20 protein-coding genes are annotated in these 17,117 nt (G+C 41.1%); 9 read left to right on the forward strand and 11 right to left on the reverse strand.

Features of this window, described 5'->3' with window-relative positions:
* Positions 1 to 3: 3 nt before the first annotated feature.
* Genes folP through OFO10_RS05415 form a run of 5 tightly spaced genes read right to left on the reverse strand, consistent with a single transcriptional unit; the run spans position 4 to position 3,956 of the window.
* A complete protein-coding gene (folP, locus tag OFO10_RS05395) occupies positions 4 to 1,140 on the reverse strand; it encodes a dihydropteroate synthase (RefSeq protein WP_270866380.1) in 1,137 nt (378 codons plus the stop codon).
* Positions 1,140 to 1,757 carry a DNA polymerase III subunit delta' gene (locus tag OFO10_RS05400; RefSeq protein WP_270866381.1) on the reverse strand — a complete coding sequence of 206 codons (618 nt, stop codon included), beginning with the start codon at positions 1,755 to 1,757 and terminating at the stop codon, positions 1,140 to 1,142. Before OFO10_RS05400 ends, folP begins: the two co-directional genes overlap by 1 nt.
* On the reverse strand, positions 1,754 to 2,287 hold the full coding sequence (locus OFO10_RS05405; RefSeq protein WP_270861889.1) for a HobA family DNA replication regulator: 534 nt from the start codon (positions 2,285 to 2,287) through the stop codon (positions 1,754 to 1,756). Before OFO10_RS05405 ends, OFO10_RS05400 begins: the two co-directional genes overlap by 4 nt.
* Positions 2,287 to 3,492 (reverse strand): aspartate kinase, encoded by a 1,206-nt coding sequence (locus tag OFO10_RS05410; protein WP_270861890.1) that lies wholly within the window; start codon positions 3,490 to 3,492, stop codon positions 2,287 to 2,289. The genes OFO10_RS05405 and OFO10_RS05410 overlap by 1 nt, the downstream gene beginning before the upstream one ends.
* Positions 3,492 to 3,956: an RNA pyrophosphohydrolase gene (locus OFO10_RS05415; RefSeq protein WP_270859098.1), complete on the reverse strand. Its 465-nt coding sequence runs from the start codon at positions 3,954 to 3,956 to the stop codon at positions 3,492 to 3,494. The genes OFO10_RS05410 and OFO10_RS05415 overlap by 1 nt, the downstream gene beginning before the upstream one ends.
* Positions 3,957 to 4,069: 113 nt before the next feature.
* Between OFO10_RS05415 and hemW the strand changes: the two genes are divergently transcribed.
* The 5 genes from hemW to OFO10_RS05440 are packed head-to-tail and all read left to right on the forward strand — an operon-like array spanning position 4,070 to position 8,552.
* On the forward strand, positions 4,070 to 5,128 hold the full coding sequence (gene hemW / locus OFO10_RS05420) for a radical SAM family heme chaperone HemW (protein ID WP_270866382.1): 1,059 nt from the start codon (positions 4,070 to 4,072) through the stop codon (positions 5,126 to 5,128).
* A gap of 57 nt (positions 5,129 to 5,185) precedes the next feature.
* On the forward strand, positions 5,186 to 5,698 hold the full coding sequence (gene tatB / locus OFO10_RS05425; RefSeq protein WP_270866383.1) for a Sec-independent protein translocase protein TatB: 513 nt from the start codon (positions 5,186 to 5,188) through the stop codon (positions 5,696 to 5,698).
* Positions 5,699 to 5,701: 3 nt separating this feature from the next.
* On the forward strand, positions 5,702 to 6,490 hold the full coding sequence (tatC, locus tag OFO10_RS05430; RefSeq protein ID WP_270866384.1) for a twin-arginine translocase subunit TatC: 789 nt from the start codon (positions 5,702 to 5,704) through the stop codon (positions 6,488 to 6,490).
* A complete protein-coding gene (gene queA / locus OFO10_RS05435) occupies positions 6,490 to 7,506 on the forward strand; it encodes a tRNA preQ1(34) S-adenosylmethionine ribosyltransferase-isomerase QueA (RefSeq protein WP_270866385.1) in 1,017 nt (338 codons plus the stop codon). The genes tatC and queA overlap by 1 nt, the downstream gene beginning before the upstream one ends.
* The gene (locus tag OFO10_RS05440; protein ID WP_270866386.1) at positions 7,503 to 8,552 is read left to right on the forward strand and encodes a hypothetical protein; all 1,050 of its coding nucleotides are present in this window, start codon (positions 7,503 to 7,505) and stop codon (positions 8,550 to 8,552) included. The genes queA and OFO10_RS05440 overlap by 4 nt, the downstream gene beginning before the upstream one ends.
* Positions 8,553 to 8,597: 45 nt before the next feature.
* Here OFO10_RS05440 and rpsR read toward each other — a convergent pair whose 3' ends face one another.
* From rpsR to OFO10_RS05470, 6 genes are all read right to left on the reverse strand, one after another.
* Complete coding sequence (gene rpsR, locus OFO10_RS05445) at positions 8,598 to 8,858, reverse strand: 30S ribosomal protein S18 (protein ID WP_270859103.1); 261 nt, start codon at positions 8,856 to 8,858, stop codon at positions 8,598 to 8,600.
* A gap of 13 nt (positions 8,859 to 8,871) precedes the next feature.
* Positions 8,872 to 9,459, reverse strand: a complete 588-nt coding sequence (locus OFO10_RS05450; protein WP_270861896.1) for a single-stranded DNA-binding protein — start codon at positions 9,457 to 9,459, stop codon at positions 8,872 to 8,874.
* 11 nt (positions 9,460 to 9,470) lie between these two features.
* Positions 9,471 to 9,878, reverse strand: a complete 408-nt coding sequence (rpsF, locus tag OFO10_RS05455; RefSeq protein WP_270859105.1) for a 30S ribosomal protein S6 — start codon at positions 9,876 to 9,878, stop codon at positions 9,471 to 9,473.
* 109 nt (positions 9,879 to 9,987) lie between these two features.
* Complete coding sequence (locus tag OFO10_RS05460; RefSeq protein ID WP_270866387.1) at positions 9,988 to 10,971, reverse strand: DNA polymerase III subunit delta; 984 nt, start codon at positions 10,969 to 10,971, stop codon at positions 9,988 to 9,990.
* A complete protein-coding gene (locus OFO10_RS05465; protein WP_270866388.1) occupies positions 10,971 to 12,893 on the reverse strand; it encodes an RNB domain-containing ribonuclease in 1,923 nt (640 codons plus the stop codon). Before OFO10_RS05465 ends, OFO10_RS05460 begins: the two co-directional genes overlap by 1 nt.
* Positions 12,890 to 13,690, reverse strand: coding sequence for a hypothetical protein (locus OFO10_RS05470; RefSeq protein WP_270866389.1), 801 nt, complete (start codon positions 13,688 to 13,690; stop codon positions 12,890 to 12,892). The genes OFO10_RS05465 and OFO10_RS05470 overlap by 4 nt, the downstream gene beginning before the upstream one ends.
* A gap of 108 nt (positions 13,691 to 13,798) precedes the next feature.
* Here OFO10_RS05470 and ilvC point away from each other — a divergent pair, with 108 nt between their 5' ends.
* The 4 genes from ilvC to ruvX are packed head-to-tail and all read left to right on the forward strand — an operon-like array spanning position 13,799 to position 17,102.
* Positions 13,799 to 14,821: a ketol-acid reductoisomerase gene (gene ilvC, locus OFO10_RS05475; RefSeq protein WP_270861900.1), complete on the forward strand. Its 1,023-nt coding sequence runs from the start codon at positions 13,799 to 13,801 to the stop codon at positions 14,819 to 14,821.
* Positions 14,822 to 14,823: 2 nt separating this feature from the next.
* The gene (locus OFO10_RS05480; RefSeq protein WP_270866390.1) at positions 14,824 to 15,915 is read left to right on the forward strand and encodes a divergent polysaccharide deacetylase family protein; all 1,092 of its coding nucleotides are present in this window, start codon (positions 14,824 to 14,826) and stop codon (positions 15,913 to 15,915) included.
* Positions 15,899 to 16,690, forward strand: coding sequence for a DNA-processing protein DprA (locus tag OFO10_RS05485; protein ID WP_270866391.1), 792 nt, complete (start codon positions 15,899 to 15,901; stop codon positions 16,688 to 16,690). Before OFO10_RS05480 ends, OFO10_RS05485 begins: the two co-directional genes overlap by 17 nt.
* Before the next feature lie 19 nt (positions 16,691 to 16,709).
* Positions 16,710 to 17,102: a Holliday junction resolvase RuvX gene (gene ruvX / locus OFO10_RS05490; protein ID WP_270859112.1), complete on the forward strand. Its 393-nt coding sequence runs from the start codon at positions 16,710 to 16,712 to the stop codon at positions 17,100 to 17,102.
* The last annotated feature ends 15 nt before the right edge of the window (positions 17,103 to 17,117 follow it).

Consider the following 17,117-nt stretch of genomic DNA (forward strand, 5'->3'; position numbering starts at 1 on the left):
TTTTCACAACAAAATTTTATCATAAGCCGATTTTAAATCCAGCATTTGCCTGTGTTCTTTCACATCATGCACCCTGATGATACCTGCGCCATTTTGCACTGCTAGCAAATGCAAATACAAAGACCCAGGTAATCGCTCTTCCACGCTTGATTTGTGGTAAAAATCAATCACGCTTTTTCTGCTAGCCCCCACCAAAAGCGGTTTTTCGTGGTGCAAAAAATGCTCTAAATTTTTGATTAAAATCAAATTTTGCTCGGCCGTTTTGCCAAAGCCAATCCCCACATCCAAAATCACATCTTCCACGCCAAGCTGGACGATTTGCGCCAAATTTCGCGCGAAAAACTCATCAATCTCGCCTAGCAAATCATCGTAATGTGGCGAGTTTTGCATATTTTGGGGCGAGTTTTGCATGTGCATTAGGCAGTATTTCGCGCCGTAATTTTTGATAACACTGATTAAATTTAAATTTGCGCTAATGTCGTTTATAAGGCTAAATCCGTGATCTAGCGCGAAACGGGCGCAGTATTCATCAAAGCTATCAAGGCTAAATTTGACCTTTTTATGCAAATTTTGCCTATAAATTTCGCTTATTACGCCATTTATGCGCGCAAACTCTTCCTTCCCGCCACAATACACGCTCCCTGGCTTCGAGCTAACCCCGCCAATGTCGATATAATCGGCTCCATCTTCAATCATCTTTTCGATTTTTGCGATTGCTTCGGTTAAATTTTGGGTGCGAGAAGCGGGATTGAAACTATCGAAATTTAGATTTAAAACCCCCATAATCTCGCAAATTTTGGGTTTTTTGAAATTTTGCCCCAAAAACTGCGCCAAATTTTTTAGCCCAAAATCCTGCGCCTTTTCTTTTTTTGAGAGAATTTCAACCTGCTTATCGTTTGCAATCAAAAGCGCGTCTGAGTTTGCCCCGCCTGTGATCACATGCTCAGCCGTTACGAGCTCCGCGCCTATGCTAAGGGCATCTTGCTTTAAGATATTTGCCGCAGGGGCGCGCAAATCTTTGATATAAAAAAAGTTCAGAATTGATTTTTTGCGCATGATTTTCGCACCCTCTTTTGTGCAATTAATGCGCGCGCAAAGTGCCATAAAATCGGCACTATTTGAAATTTTAAAAATTTTCATTATTTGCCTTTGATTATCAAAAATAGCGACGGCAATACAGCATGTGATTTGGCGTTGTGTTCGACGAGATAGACGAGCTTGTTTATGTGTTCTAGCTCGCTAGCGCTAAATTTAATCCCAGCTTCGAAGCACTCGATGACAAGTTGCATGACAAGCGATTTTAGGGCAAATTTATCGAGCGAGCCGACGCGTTCTTTGTTTATGCACTCGTTAATAAACGCATCAATCTGCCTCAAATCGATTTTTCGCAAATTTAGCCCCGTGCGCTCGCGCTTTTTCTCGCCAAGCAAATTTTGCACCATTAGTCTAGATCTAATCGTCGGCAGTAGCAGTGTAATCGAGGGCGCAACGAGGAAAAATATGGTATTGCGCGGTGGCTCTTCTAGGATTTTTAAAAGCGCATTTTGCGCCTCGTCGCGAAATTTAACCGCGCTAATTACGATGATTTTGTTCTCTACCTCGGCGATATAGGCTTCGTCGATTATCTTCCTAGCTTCGTCGATTTTGAGCTCATCGCTTTCGAAAAAGCGCAAATTTTTAGGGGAAAATTCAGATAGAATTTTTGCTTTAAAACCCGCATAATCGTTCGTTATAAAAATTTGATTAATGAGTTTCAAAGCACAACTTCGCCAAAAAGCACCGCGTCGATACTTTTGTTTAAAATTTTAAAGAGTTGAAGCAGTTTGATATCTAGGCTCTCATCGTTTTCGCTTAGCTGAAAGCTGTTTGGCAATGCCTCATCGATGAGCCACAAATAGCTATCCTCATGGCTTTTGGCTATTTTGGCGTAAGTATGATCGCCCCTGCCTATGTAAAAATAAATGAAGCCGTTGCTAAATGAGAGCGAGAGCATATCATTTAGCAAAGCGACCTGTTCTTGGGAGGTAATCTCTTGGTTATAAAGCGATGAAAACTCGAAAAATGGCAGAAGCGGTCTGGTGTTTTTACTATCGTTTATCTTGCTGACGATATATTCGCCAAACCACCTTCTCTCATCATCGCACATCACCACAAACGAATACCCGCTATATAGCAGACGCATTTTTGTCGCTAATAGCGGTATCCAGTGCTCTTTGCGATTTTCGAGCCACTCCATATCTCGCTCGTTTTGCAGAGTTTTAGCGCTCCAAGTGTATAAATCTTGCATTATTTATCCAAATTATATGCTTTATGCAAGGCTCTAACTGCTAGCTCGCCGTATTTTTCAGCCACAATCATCGAAATTTTAATCTCGCTAGTTGAGATCATTTGGATATTGATACCCTCGGCTGCTAGTGTGCGAAACGCTAGCGAAGCGATACCGCTGTGGCTTTTCATACCCACGCCCACGATTGAGACCTTTACGACCTCATTATCGCTTTCGATTACGCATTTTGGATTAGAAATTACTGAGCGCATGATTTCTAGGGCTGGTTCCATTTCGTTTTGTGGAATCGTAAAGCCTAAATTTGTCGCTCCGTCAATGCCGATATTTTGGACTATCATATCTACATTTATCTCTTTTTGCGCCAAAGATGAAAAAATCTCAGCCGCAACGCCCGGTCTATCATCTACGCCTCTGATTGTGATTCTTGCTTGATTTCTATCTAATGCTATTCCGCTGATTACTGCGTCTTCCATATTTTCTTCTCCTGTTATTAGTGTTCCTTGGTTGTTATTAAAACTACTTCTAGTTACCAAATTTACTTTAAGCTTTTTGGCTAACTCTACGCTACGATTTTGCAAAACCTTAGCCCCCATGCTAGCAAGCTCTAACATCTCTTCATAGCTGATTTTATCGAGTTTTTTAGCCTTTGGTTCGATGCGTGGATCTGTGGTATAGACCCCATCGACATCTGTGTAGATTTCGCATGTATCAGCATTTATCGCCCCAGCTATCGCCACAGCAGATAGATCGCTTCCACCTCTGCCAAGAGTAGTGATATCGCCCTCTTCTGTAATGCCTTGAAATCCCGCTACCACGACGATTTTGCCCTCTTTTATGGCTTTATTCATATTAGTCGGATCGATAAAGCTAATGCGAGCTTTGGTGTGCATTGTATCGGTTACGATACCAGCCTGTCTGCCAGAAAACGCCACCGCAGGGTAGCCTTTTGCATTTAGCGCAAGGGCTAAAAGCGCGCTAGTAACCCTCTCACCAGCACTTAGCATCATATCCATTTCGCGAGTGTTTAGATCTTTTGTAAAATACTCTCCATACTCGACCAATCTATTTGTAACACCACTCATCGCAGATACAACTACGACTAAATCATGGCCTTCGTTTTTAGTCTTTATCACGCGCTCGACAACCGCTTCTATGCGCTCTAATGTGCCTACGCTAGTGCCACCGTATTTTTGAACTATAAGCATTAAAGGTATCCCTCCTCTTTAAAATATTTTAAAACAAGCGCATAAATCGGCTTTTTGAAGTGATTTACATGCTTTAAAACTTGATTTGCATTTACAAATTTAAAATCATCAAATTCAGGCTTATGCGTTTTGATATCAAGCCCTTTTAGGCTTTTTAATCTTAGTAAAAAATACTTTTGCATTTGCCCGTCCCATGGGCGCATTTTTTGCGCCACAGCCTCCGGAAAATCGTAGCTGTGCCACTGCGGACACTCGGCTATGATATCGACATCATCTGTGCCTATCTCTTCTTTTAACTCGCGTAAAATCGCCATTTTTGGCGTCTCGCCCTTGTCGATACCGCCTTGGGGAAACTGCCAAGCCCCGCGTATATCACTGCGCTGGGCGATAAGCACATCACAACTAAACGGATACGAAGGCGCAAGCACGATAGCTGCGACATTTGGTCTGTAATTTTTCTCCATATTAGCTCTTTGAAAAAAATTTGCAAAATATTAGCGAAAATAGGTATAAATTTGGCTAAAATTCAAAGAATTTTTGCTAAATTTCGCCCTTTAAATTTGGCTAGGAAGAAATTTTGCATATTTATATTCATATCCCGTTTTGCACCTCAAAGTGCCCGTATTGCGCGTTTGGCTCACGCATGGACGCATTTAAATTAGCTAAAAACTACTTTGACGCGCTAGATTTCGAAATTTCAAATTTCATTAAAAAAAATAAAAATTTCAAAATTTCAACCCTTTTTATCGGCGGTGGCACGCCAAGTGCGATTTCGGCGCAGTATTACGAAAAGATTTTTGAAAAACTCTCGCCAAATTTCGCCCCAGACGCCGAGATTACAACCGAGGCAAACCCAAATTCTGCCAAGCCCAAATGGATAGAGCAAATGCGAAAATTTGGCGTAAATCGCATAAGTTTTGGCGCGCAAAGTTTCAATGATGAAAAACTCAAATTTCTAGGTCGCGCACACGGAAAAAATGAAATTTTCGAGGCCGTGGATAACGCCAAAAACGCGGGAATTTCAAATATAAATTTGGATTTGATTTATGCTAGCAAATTTGATGATAAGCAAAATTTAGAATTTGAGCTTGCGCAGTTTGCGCGCGCGAAGGTAACGCATCTAAGCGCATACGCCCTTACATTGGAGCCTGGCACGCCATTTTTTGGGCGCGCAGAGTTTGCCAGAGATGATGAAAATTTGGCTAAATTTTTCTTTAACAAAGCTAGCGAGCTTGGCTTTACGCAATACGAAATTTCAAATTTCGCCCAGCCTGGCAGGCGTTGTGCGCACAATGTGGCGTATTGGAGTGGCGAGGATTACGCTGGATTTGGGGCGCACGCTGTGGGCACGAGCGGATTTGTGCGATACAGTGGCGCAGGTAGTATCGAGGAATACATACAAAATCCGCTTGCAAAAAGCGTGGAAAATTTAAGCTTAGAGGATAAAATTTTGGAAAAAATTTTCCTTGGATTTCGCTCGTTTTTGGGCGTGAGGGGCGAAATTTTGCGCGAAAAAGAGCTTAAAAACGCCCAAATTTTAAGCGCAGAGGGCAAGCTAGATTTCAAAAACGGCGTTTTTTACAATCCAAATTTCTTGCTAGCCGACGAAATCGCCCTATTTGTGAGCGAGCATTAAATTTAAGATTAATGAAGTTTTAGCTAAAATACGCAATCTTTTTGTTTAGGAATTTTAATGTTTGGTATCAGTTTCCCTGAAATTACGATAATTTTAATCGTCGCAGTCATCGCCCTAGGCCCTGAAAAGCTCCCTAGCGCGCTAGTTGAGATTGCAAAATACTTCAAAGTCATCAAAAAATCAATCAACGACGCAAAGGCCACTTTCGACCAAGAAGTCCGCATAGCCGAACTCAAAGAGGACGCCAAAAAATACAAAGAAAGCATTAGCAAAACCACAGAAACCATGCGCAAAAAGCTTACCTTCGAGGAGCTTGACGAGATAAAAAGCGGGCTAAATTCGGTCAAAGATACGCTAAATGCGGGTCTTAGCGATATAGAAAGCTCTGTTAATACCACGCTAAATGAGGCAGAAAATTCGCTAAATTCTAAGCAAAATTCTGCGCAAAATTTAGCGCAAAATTCTACGCCAAATTCGGCGCAAGCGCAGACGCAGCCACAATCAGAGGCGCAGTCAGAAGCGCACCCGCAGGCGCAAAATTCAAATCCAACACAAAATTCAAAAGAGTAAAATATGTTTGAAGAGTTAAAACCACACCTTGCCGAGCTTCGCAAACGCCTAGTTATCTGCGTAATCACGGTAATTCTTATGTTTGTCGTATGCTTTAATTATTGGGAAATAATCTTAGATTTTATGAAAGCCCCACTCGTCAAAGTCCTCCCAGATGACGGCAAAGTCGTATTCACCCAACTTGGCGAAACCTTTTTTACAGCGATGAAGGTTTCGTTTTTTACCTCGCTTTTGCTCTCTATGCCGATAATTTTCTGGCAAGCATGGCTTTTCGTCGCCCCAGGGCTGTATGATAACGAAAAAAAATATGTAATTCCATTTGTGCTAAGCGCTAGTGTGATGTTTTTTTTAGGGGCTGCGTTTTGTTATTATTTCGTAATTCCAGTAGCTTTTAACTTTTTGATAAATTTCGGTGGCGAGGCATACTCTGCCATGCTTAAAATCGGCGAATATGTTGGGTTTTTCACAAAATTAGTTGTGGCTTTTGGCATTAGTTTTGAGCTTCCAGTAGTTACATTTTTCCTAGCCAAACTAGGGCTTATTACAAACAAAAGCTTGACTAGTTTTTTCCGTTTTGCAATCGTTATAATCTTCGTTTTTGCGGCGATTATGACACCGCCTGATGTTTTGAGCCAATTCATGCTAGCTGGTCCGCTAATCGTGCTTTACGCCCTTTCAATCCTCATCGCAAAAATGGTAAATCCATACAAAACCGACGATGATGATGAGGACGAGGCAGACGAGGACGAAGAGAGCGAGAAAAGCGCACAAGGCGCAGTAAAAGAGGCGTAATGGATTTAAATTTAGTAGACAGCTATGATTACTACCTGCCGCCAAATTTAATCGCAAACGCCCCACTAATGCCAAAAGAGAGCGCAAGGCTTTTGGTTTATGAGAGAGAAAAAAATAAAATTTCACACCTTAAATTTGGCGATTTGGCCGAAATTTTGCCACCTTGCGAGATTATCTTTAACGATACCAAGGTTATAAAAGCGCGAATTTTCGGGGCTAAATCAAGTGGTGGCAAGATTGAGCTTTTGCTAAATTCGCCGTTAAATGATAATAAATTTAGCGCATATATCAGAGGGCGAGTAAGCGTGGGTAGCGAGCTAGTTTTTGATAAAAATTTGCGCGCGCGGGTCGTAGAGTGCTGTGAAGATGGGCTTAGAGTGGTGGAGTTTAGCCGTGATAATCGAGCGCTTGGCACACACGAAATTTTTGCTCTCACCGATGAAATCGGCCATGTCCCGCTACCGCCATATATCAAGCGCGAAGACACCAAAGATGATGAGAGCTGGTATCAAAGCATTTTCGCGCGCGAGGAAGGGGCTGTGGCAGCTCCGACTGCGAGCCTGCATTTTAGCGAGGAAATGCTTAGCTCTCTTAGAGCCAATCACGGGATTTACTACATTACCCTGCATGTGGGTGCTGGGACATTTAAGCCGGTTGAGGCAAGGGATTTAAGAGAGCATAAAATGCACTCCGAATTTTACAGCATTGCGCAAGATACGGCTGGTATTTTAAAAAGCGATAAAAAAATTTTAGGTGTAGGCACTACGGTTACTAGAACTGTGGAAAATTTCGCACGAAATGGCGCGAGATGTGGGGCTTGCGAGCTGTTTTTGCACCCAAATAATCCGCCTATTAGGCAAAATTATCTACTTACAAATTTTCACTTACCAAAATCTACTTTAATTATGCTGGTTGCTAGCTTCATCGGCCTTGAAAAGACCCTTGAAATTTACCGCGAAGCAGTGGAGCAAAAGTATAGATTTTATTCTTATGGCGACGGGATGATAATACTATGATTAAAGATTACGCGTTACTTGGGATTTTAGGGCTTTTGGCATTAGTTTTGGTGTATAGAATCGTATTTCGCAAGGCACTTAGGCGCAGGGCGTATAAGGGCGATATTTTCCCTAAAAAAGAGCCGGTCGAAATAAAACCTGTAAAAAAGAAAATTATCCCGATAAATCAAGTCGATATCTTAAAACCGCTTAAATTTCAAAGCGAAATTTTATTTGAAGAGTGTAGCAGATACGATAGCTCGGTCTTTATCAAATTCCCGCCAGACGCGCCACGCTATTATGACGGATATGTGATAAATCTCTCAAATGCGATTTATCATATTTGCCTATTTTTCTTACAAAATGCCAAAGACCCTACCCTTATAAAAATCGTATTTTCCGTGCGAGATGATAAGCCAGGACTATCAAGGATGCAACTCTTAGTCGATATCAGCGTCAAAAAAGAGATTCGCACTACATATATCCACAACCTAAAAACCGCCCTCATAAGCGGTAAAGTCATAAACGACCCATACATTTCCAAAGCCAAGCAAAGCATAGGCGATGTCGGCAAAATCGCAGAGCTAAGCAACGATAATGGCGGAACCCATATCAAATTGCACGCTCAGTGCTCGTATTTGGAGCAAGAAAACAGACTTAGAAGCAAAAAATACAATTATCAAATTTTAATCGCGCACAAAGATAAAGAAATTTTCGATGATTTGAAGGATTTTTTAGATAGCACGGGTTGTAATGTAGTGCCAAACAACACCTGGGAAAATCTCAAAACACACCTAGCAGACCGCATTTACAAGGCCGATATCGTGCTAATTGATAGCGAGATTTTGCGCACAGACTCAACTGCGATTGCTTATTTAAATTTAATCGACAAAGAAGAGGCACATTTCGTATTTTTGCGCAAAAATGCAAATTCGCAAAAAGCATTAAATGATTTGAAATTTAACTTTTTCAAGCTGGATATGCCGTATTTCCACGATGAAATTTACGCTATTTTGGATCTAGTAAAACAGCTAAAAATAGATAAAGACTTTTTGAAAGTAGAGTAAAAAAGAGAAAAAAATAGGCTAGGAAAAATCCTAGCCTAAGAAAAATTATAGATTTTCAAATGGGTTTGTAACGACTTCGTTGTGATCTACGACATAAGGGATAAGAGCTGCTTGGCGAGCGCGTTTGATTGCTTTCTCAACCATCTCTTGGTATTTTTTGCTAGTGCCAGTTAGGCGTCTTGGCATGATTTTAAAACGCTCTGAAAGGCAATATTTTAGTAACCCTGTGTCTTTGTAATCGATAAATTCGATTTTAGCCTCTGTAAATCTGCAATATTTTCTGCTATATTTTCTTTTTTCTGCCATTGTTTTTCCTTAATTAAAATGGAATTGTATCGTTGCCTTCGTCATATTTGTCCGAATCAACATCATATTCTGGAATTTGGCTCTCATAGCTCTCTTTTTTCGGTGCTTCATAGTGATTTTGTGCGGTTTGGTTCGCGCCATATCCACCAGAGCTTTGGCGATTTGGGTTAGAGTAGTTTGAGTGTTGGTTGTATCCGCCACCATAACTATTACCGCTATTTGCTCCGTAATTTCCACTATTTGCGCCGTAGCTATTGTTTCCGCCATTTCCACCTTGTGGAGCACTTAGCATTTCCATAGACTCTACCACTACGCTGTGTTTTGAGCGGTTTTGACCATTTTGGTCTTGCCATTGATCGAGCTTCAAACGCCCCTCAACTAGCACTTTTGAGCCTTTTCTTAAATATTGATTTGCGATTTCTGCTGTGCGTCCCCAAAAATCAATGTCAATAAAGCAAGTCTCTTCGCGTTTTTCGCCATTTCCGCTATTAAATTTACGAGTTACAGCAATGCCAGTTTTACCGATTGCGGTGCCAGTTTGTAAATATCTAAGCTCGATATCGCGAGTTAAATTTCCAACCAAAACTACTTTATTAAACATCTAAAATCCTTTTATTCAGCGGTTTGCTCTGCTTGCTCTTTTGCCTCAGGTGCTACGCGTGGTTCGCGCTCTTTTTTAGCTGGGCTAAGTTTAATGCCTTTGCTTAATTTTTCCCATGCCAAAACCTCGCGTTTTGTCTCGTATTTCACAGTCAAAAATCTAATGATATCCTCTGTGATACGCAAATTTCTAACTAGCTCAGCGATCAAGCTTGGCTCAGCAGTAAAGTAAATGACAAAATAAACACCGCGCTCATATTTATCGATTTTATAGGCAAGTTTGCGTGCGCCCATTTCGATGACAGAAGCGATATTTCCGCCATTTTTTGTAATGATTTCTTTAACGAAATCAACTTTTGTTTTTACTTCATCATCAGTCAGCGTAGGCTTGACAATGAATAAAACCTCGTAATTTCTCATAAATTCTCCTTATGGATTTTTAGCTCGCAAATGTAATCTGCGGGCAAGGATTTTGCAAAAAATGCAACCTGTATATTACAAAATTTTGACTTAATCTTTGCTTTTTAGCCTAGTTTTTCTTTGATAAAATTCTTTGCAATTCCAAAAGTGAGGCGAGCAAATACTCATCTTTGATTAAATTTTTCTCGCTTTTTAGCGCAAATTCGAGTTTATTTAAATGTATGAAAATTTTGCGAAATAAATTTTCATTTAAACTTTGGGCGTATGTTTTTAGCTTGTTTGCGATATTTGGCGGCGGAGTGTATCCGAAAATCACCTTAAAATCGGAATTATTCGCGGTTTTTATCGAGATATGAAGCCTAAAAATTCTATGCAAAAATCTGTAAAATTGATTTATCAGCTCCATATCGTTGTATCCGCCATTTTGAGCCAATCTGTAAAAATCTTTGCGAAAATCGCTAAGGGTGAAAATTTTATCGAAAAGCTCCTCGTAGCTTATCTCGCTTAGCCCATAGACCATATCATTTACATTTTCCAAATTTAGCTCAATCCCCAAATTTGCGAATTTTTCAATCTCGGCTGCGCTTAAATTTAGGTTTTCGTTGTGAATTTGATAAATTCTATTTAGCGCGGCGCTGTTTGCGAAAATCCCTACCATTTCGCACTTTTGCGCTAGCAACCCCATGGCTTCCTTCATACTGCTTGGGCGGAAAAACCTCACCTCATTTCCGCCAAACTCCCGCACAAAATCGCTACTTGCCGCACCCTCGCTCTCGTTTAATTCGTAGATTAAATGGTTGTTTTCGTCGTTTTTGCAATACTCAATCAAACGGCGAATTTCATCTTTTTTTATGCAAGAGTTTGTTTTTATATGAAGTGTGTTGCTCTCGCCAAAAAGCGATGGCTCCAAAAAGCTCTTTGCTACGCTAAATTCATACTCGCCAAAATACAAACTCATAAAATTTTCGGCCCCATAAATTTGCTTTAATCTCCAAGCATAAAGCTCGTTTTGAAAGTCATCTACACCTCGAAGCAAGATAAAATTCGCCACATTTCCAGAAGCAATCCTAGCGTCAAAATCTCTTTTATACATTATATTTTTTTCACCACTCTTCCCATAATCACGCCACTTGCGATATTTGCGTCTGTTATTTCGACCAAAACTGGCGTTAAAATATCGGCGGTAAAATTTGTAATAAAAATTTTCGCACCCTTAAATTTATCATCGAGCTTGGCAGTTACGACATTTGCATTTTCGTCGATATAACAGCGAAATTTAGCCCCCAAATTCTCTCTCGCCCAGCGCGCAAATTTACGATCCATAAAGTCAAATGCGACCTTATCAGCCTCTCTTTCTAGCTCATTTAGCCTCTCGCAAGTCGCGTCTATGTTTAAAAGCAGGTAATTATAAAATTTCTCATCGCCCCTGCTTTGCGCCTTTAAAAGCCTATGCAAAATCAGATCCGAATACCGCCTAATCGGGCTTGTAAAATGGGTGTATGTATCAAAACCAAGCCCAAAATGGCCGCGTGAAATCGAGCCGTATTCGGCGCGTTTTTGCGCTTTGATTATGAGTTTATCGACCTCTTCTCGCATGCCAAGCGCGTCAGCTTGGGCTTGGATTTCGCCTATCATTTTTGCCAAATTTGGCTTATAAATCGCATCTATTCCAAACAGCGCCAAATCGTCCAATAAAGCGAAAATTTTCTTTAATTCAGCTGCGCCGTGATTGCGGAAAACGCCCGTTTCTATGCGCTTTGCGGCGGCTTTGTTAGCTAGAAGCATACAATCTTCTATTAGCTTGTGCGAGGGTGTATCGCTCTCAAATCTAGTCGATTTCAAAAGCCCAGCCTCATCGATACTCATGCGAAGTTCTTTTGTGCGAAAGTCAAATCCGTGCTTTAATCTTTGCGCTCTAAGTTTTTCGCAAAGCTCATTTAGCGGGAGTAGCCAGTCTAGTATTTCGCTCTCGCAACCACTTTTTGTGCGCAAAATCTCATCGACCTCATCGTAGTTAAAACGCCTTTTTGATTTGATTATGCCTGAAAACAGTTCCTCGCTAATCACGCTCAAATTTTCATCAAGGCAAATTTTAAAAACAAATGCTAATCGCGGTAAATTCGGCATTAGCGAGCAGATATTTTCGCTAAGCTCGCGCGGAAGCATTGGGACGGATTTGTGCGGGAAATATATCGAAAACCCTCTTACCTTCGCTTCTTTGTCAATCGGTGAGTATTCGCTGACATACTCGCTCACATCGGCGATTGCGACATAGACTATGCGATTTTTTTTATCATAATAAATCGCGTCGTCAAAGTCCTTGGCGTCGATTGGATCAATCGTGCAAAAGCTCAAATTTTGCAAATCCACGCGATCTGGGTAGAGCGTGGGATCGACCGATGAGCCAAAGCTAAGGGCTTGTTCCTTGCAGGCTTCGTTAAATTCGTCGTTTTTGTTATAAATCGCAAGCGAAATTTTCTCATCGACCCACGGATCGTCTAAATTCCCTAAAACTTCGCAAATTTCATTGCTTAAATTATCAATTTTCAAAAGCGTGCCAGGTGGAAGCATTTTAAGCGATTTTTGCGTGGCTTTGAGCGGGTTTGCTAGGCCTGTTTTGACATTTACGCCCAAAATTTCGCGCCCGAAATTCTTCGTATAAACCACGCTTGATGAAAAGGCAGGTTTTACGCACATTAGCACTTTGGCGTGAATTCTAGATTTTTTTGAGTTGATAATTTTTGCTAGGATTATATCGCCTAAATGCACGCCATTTAGGTATTTGTTTTCGATTATCAAATCTTTTTTGTATCTATCATCGTAGCTTTGCAAATACCCAGTCCCATCGCGCGCGATATCGAGCCTGCCAAAAACATAGCTATTATTTAGATAAATTTTGCCTTTGTGAGAGCTCAATGCGCCTAAATTTAGCAAATTTCGCACTAGCTCTTTTTGGTCAGAATTTAGATTTTTTTCCACCACTCCAAGACTAAGCGAGCTTAAAAATTCCTTCATAATCCAGCCCTTATTTTAGCTTCGAAAAACGCCTCTTGCTCCAAACCAAATTCCACTAGCAAATTTAGCGCATTATCGATACTGCGCTCATCGAAGCAGTGATAGATCCCCATTACGGTTTTGGCTACTTTTAGCATTTCGTATCGCCTCGCACTCTCAAATGGCGCTTCATCGATTAAATCAGAAAAATATATGTCTTTGGCGATTTTTTCTAGCCCAAAATGCTTAAACAAAACCTCCCCCACGCTCTCTCTACTCATACCGGTAAATCGCATTTCCACATCGGTGAAATCCTGCGGAAAAAGGCAGTTTTTGATATGCAGATAAAACTCGCTGTTTTTATCGTGCTTAGCGATATACTCGCTGATAAAAACCCTACCAAAATCCATTAAAATCACGCTAGATAGGATATCGGGCGAAATCTCTGGATAAAATTTAATCCACTCTTTTAAAAACAAATGTCTTTTTAGCGAAATTTCATTAAATCTAGCGCGATCTGTCTTATAACACTCGAAATTTAGCTCAAATTTACCCTTAAAAATGCTAAACAAAAATAGCGCCCTAACCCCCTCTCGTCCGTAAAATTTAAAGGCGTTTGGAAGGGTTTTTTCCATGCTAATTTGCGCAAAAGTGCTAAATGCGTAGTCTAGTATCCTACTCTCAAATTCCGGGTTATTCATAATCTGAAAAATAATCTCATCATCGCTACTAGCATTGTCAAATGAGCTTAAAATTTTTAAAATTTTATCGTTAAATTTAGGCATTGAAGCGATTTTTTCGCTAATAAAGCTTTGCATATCTACATTTTCCGTTCATAAATTTTGCGTTTATAATATCACAAAAAAGCTACATAAAAGCATTTTTGCGCTAAAATCACGCAAATTTTTTTTTGAAAAGGATGGCTCATGGCAATTACCGTATATTACGACAAAGACTGCGATTTAAATTTAATTCGCTCAAAAAAAGTGGCTATGATTGGCTTTGGATCACAAGGTCACGCTCACGCTGAAAATTTACGCGATAGTGGCGTAGAAGTAGTAGTCGGACTAAAAAAAGGTGGCGCAAGCTGGAAAAAGGCCGAGGACAAGGGCTTTAAAGTATTAAGCGTAGCTGATGCGACAAAAGTGGCAGATGTCATAATGATACTAACCCCAGATGAATTTCAAGCCGAAATTTACAAAAACGAAATCGAGCCAAATTTAAAGGACGGCGCAGCAATCGCGTTTGCTCACGGATTTAATATCCACTTCGGACAAATCAAAGCTCCAAAAAACATAGATGTAATCATGATAGCTCCAAAAGCCCCAGGACACACTGTGCGCAATGAATTTGTAAATGGTGGTGGAATCCCTGATCTAATCGCAGTAGAGCAAAATGCAAGTGGTAAGGCAAAAGAGATCGCTCTAAGCTATGCTAGCGCGATTGGTGGTGGCAGAAGCGGTATTATCGAGACTACATTTAAAGACGAGACCGAAACAGACCTATTTGGCGAACAAGCAGTTTTGTGCGGCGGTCTATGCTCGCTAATAAATGCTGGTTTTGAGACCCTAGTAGAGGCTGGATATGCCCCAGAAATGGCGTATTTCGAGTGCTTACACGAAATGAAACTAATCGTAGATTTGATCTATCAAGGCGGTATGGCTGATATGAGATACTCTATCTCAAACACAGCTGAATTTGGCGATTATGTCAGCGGACCACGCGTCATCAACGAACAATCAAAAGCCGAAATGAAAAAAATCCTAAAAGAGATCCAAGACGGAACTTTTGCGAAAAACTTCATTTTAGAGCGCCAAGCCGGCTATGTCAAAATGAACGCAGAGCGCAATATGACCGCAAACGCGCTGATTACCAAAACAGGCGAAAGACTTCGTGGTATGATGCCATGGATCGCAAGCGGCAAAATCATTGACAAAGATAAAAACTAATCTTGGCTAAAAAACGCACCAAAGGGCGCAAAAATGCGCCCTTATTAAATTTCAATCCAAATTTCATAAAATACATTTTAATCGCAATTTTTTGCTTTACCTGCGCCGCTCTTTCGTATGCCGTGCTAAATAAATTTTTCAAAGACGAGCCAAAAATTGCGCTTAAACTCCCACGCGATGAGAACAAAAGCGAAATTTCAAAACCCATAATTCAAAAAGATAAAAATTTGAGCATGGCAAAACCTGCACCCCAAATTTCGCCTGAGATAAAAGAGCAAAATTTAACCCAAATTTCAAAAACAAAAGACGAAATCATAAAAGAAGAATTAGCCAAAATCGCAGCCCAAAGTATAGGCGAAATCACGCCAAAATCGCAGGAAAAAACAGAGCCAAAAATTTCAGCCCCTAGCAATAAACCAGCCAAAACCCTGCCAAAAGGCTCAAAACCAAAACTAGCTATCATAATGGACGATATCTCCACAAGCGCGCAAATAACGCGTATCAAGGCTCTGCCGATAAAGGTTACGCCATCAATTTTCCCGCCAGCGAAAAATTACAAAAACACCCCGGCTCTGGCTAAGAATTTACAAAATTTCGCAATTCACCTGCCAATGGAGGCAGAGGTCTTCGCTCACGATGTAAAGGCGCTAAAAGTGGGCGATAGCTACAAAGAAATCGAAAATTTTCTAGCGCAAATCAGAGCTGATTTCCCGCACGCTAAATTTATCAACAACCACACAGGCTCGAAATTTACGGCGAATTCAGCCTCAATGCGAAATTTAATCAAAGCTATGCAAAAATACGATTTTTATTTCGTCGATTCTCGCACGAGCGCGCAGACCAAGGCACCCGACGAGCTTAAAAGGCAAAATTTGCGCTATGTTTATAGAGATGTTTTTATCGACAACACTGACGAGGTAAAAGCTGTGCGCCAAATGCTGCAAAAAGCCGTGCAAATCGCGCAGAAAAGGGGCTTTGCCATAGCTATCGGCCACCCCAAAAAATCCACCTTCACCGCACTAGCAAATAGCGCAGATATTTTAAACGGCGTCGAAGTCATCTATCTAGGCGAAATTTATGAATACTACAAATGAGCTAAATTTCAAAATCCCTGCCCTATCCAGACTGGGCAAAACAGAGCCTAAAACCCTGTATTACAAGGGAAATTTAGAGCTTTTGGATATGCCAAAAATCGCAATCGTAGGCTCTCGCAAAATGAGCATTTACACCAAAAATTTAATCACAAAATTAGCCCAAAAGCTAAGTGGCGCTGGTATTTGCGTGGTCTCAGGGGCTGCGATTGGCTGTGATATCGCAGCGCATGAGGGCGCATTTTCGCGCACGATTGCTGTTTTTGCAAACGGGCTAGATGAAATTTACCCCAAACAAAACGAGGATATGATACGCAAAATTTACAAGGACGCTCTTGCACTGAGCGAATACGAAGACGGCACGCCTGCGCGAAATTTTCAGTTTTTAGAGCGCAACCGCATAGTTGTAGCCCTCTGCCAGGCCCTAATCGTAGCCCAAGCCGAGCCAAAATCAGGCTCGCTTCAAAGCGCGCGTATCGCAAGAGAGCTTGGAATCCCTGTCTTTGTCCTGCCACACAGAATCGACGAGAGTATCGGCACAAACGAGCTTTTAGCCAAAAAAGACGCCACGCTAATTAGCGATTTGGATAAATTTGTGGCTAAATTTAGCGGAAAAGAAAAACCCAAAAATCTCTTTTCGCACAGCGACGAAATTTTGGATTTTGTCGCGCTAAATTCAAGCCTTGATGAAGCATTGCTGAAATTTGGCGAGCGCATTTACGAATACGAATTAGAGGGAAAAATCATAATCGAAGCGACGAAAATTTCGCTTGCATAACCCAAAAAAAGGATTAAATTTGATAGTAGCTTTCGATGTGGGACTTAAACGAATCGGCGTAGCAATCAGCCCAAATGGCGCACTAGCCCTTCCTAGCGAGCCTATTTTGCGCAAAAACCGCAACCAAGCCGCCAGGGAAGCTAGCGAGTTTTTGCGCGAAAGGGGAGCGCAAAAGCTCGTCGTTGGCCTTCCCAAAGGCGGTGCTAGCGAAGAAGAAATGGAGCGTCGCATAAAGCATTTTGTCTCGCTTTTAGAATTTAATGGCGAAATTTGCTACCAAGACGAGAGCTTTTCTAGTGTCGAGGCGAAGGAATTCGCGCTAAAAAGCACGAAAAAAGGCGGTGTAAATGAGAAATTTGATAGCGTCGCAGCGATGATAATTTTAGAGCGATTTTTGGCGAAAAATGGCTAAATTTAGGTAAAATAC

Source organism: Campylobacter sp. VBCF_06 NA8, from assembly GCF_027737825.1.
GTDB lineage: Bacteria > Campylobacterota > Campylobacteria > Campylobacterales > Campylobacteraceae > Campylobacter_B.

Excerpts from the sequence above, each read along its gene's own strand:
- tatC (WP_270866384.1), top strand. The coding sequence starts at position 5,702 with ATGTTTGAAGAGTTAAAACCACACCTTGCCGAGCTTCGCAAACGCCTA.
- tatB (WP_270866383.1), top strand. The coding sequence starts at position 5,186 with ATGTTTGGTATCAGTTTCCCTGAAATTACGATAATTTTAATCGTCGCA.
- OFO10_RS05415 (WP_270859098.1), bottom strand. The coding sequence starts at position 3,956 with ATGGAGAAAAATTACAGACCAAATGTCGCAGCTATCGTGCTTGCGCCT.
- ilvC (WP_270861900.1), top strand. The coding sequence starts at position 13,799 with ATGGCAATTACCGTATATTACGACAAAGACTGCGATTTAAATTTAATT.
- queA (WP_270866385.1), top strand. The coding sequence starts at position 6,490 with ATGGATTTAAATTTAGTAGACAGCTATGATTACTACCTGCCGCCAAAT.
- rpsF (WP_270859105.1), bottom strand. The coding sequence starts at position 9,878 with ATGAGAAATTACGAGGTTTTATTCATTGTCAAGCCTACGCTGACTGAT.
- OFO10_RS05450 (WP_270861896.1), bottom strand. The coding sequence starts at position 9,459 with ATGTTTAATAAAGTAGTTTTGGTTGGAAATTTAACTCGCGATATCGAG.
- folP (WP_270866380.1), bottom strand. The coding sequence starts at position 1,140 with ATGAAAATTTTTAAAATTTCAAATAGTGCCGATTTTATGGCACTTTGC.
- OFO10_RS05485 (WP_270866391.1), top strand. The coding sequence starts at position 15,899 with ATGAATACTACAAATGAGCTAAATTTCAAAATCCCTGCCCTATCCAGA.
- OFO10_RS05470 (WP_270866389.1), bottom strand. The coding sequence starts at position 13,690 with ATGCAAAGCTTTATTAGCGAAAAAATCGCTTCAATGCCTAAATTTAAC.
- OFO10_RS05440 (WP_270866386.1), top strand. The coding sequence starts at position 7,503 with ATGATTAAAGATTACGCGTTACTTGGGATTTTAGGGCTTTTGGCATTA.
- OFO10_RS05410 (WP_270861890.1), bottom strand. The coding sequence starts at position 3,492 with ATGCTTATAGTTCAAAAATACGGTGGCACTAGCGTAGGCACATTAGAG.
- OFO10_RS05460 (WP_270866387.1), bottom strand. The coding sequence starts at position 10,971 with ATGTATAAAAGAGATTTTGACGCTAGGATTGCTTCTGGAAATGTGGCG.
- OFO10_RS05465 (WP_270866388.1), bottom strand. The coding sequence starts at position 12,893 with ATGAAGGAATTTTTAAGCTCGCTTAGTCTTGGAGTGGTGGAAAAAAAT.
- OFO10_RS05405 (WP_270861889.1), bottom strand. The coding sequence starts at position 2,287 with ATGCAAGATTTATACACTTGGAGCGCTAAAACTCTGCAAAACGAGCGA.
- rpsR (WP_270859103.1), bottom strand. The coding sequence starts at position 8,858 with ATGGCAGAAAAAAGAAAATATAGCAGAAAATATTGCAGATTTACAGAG.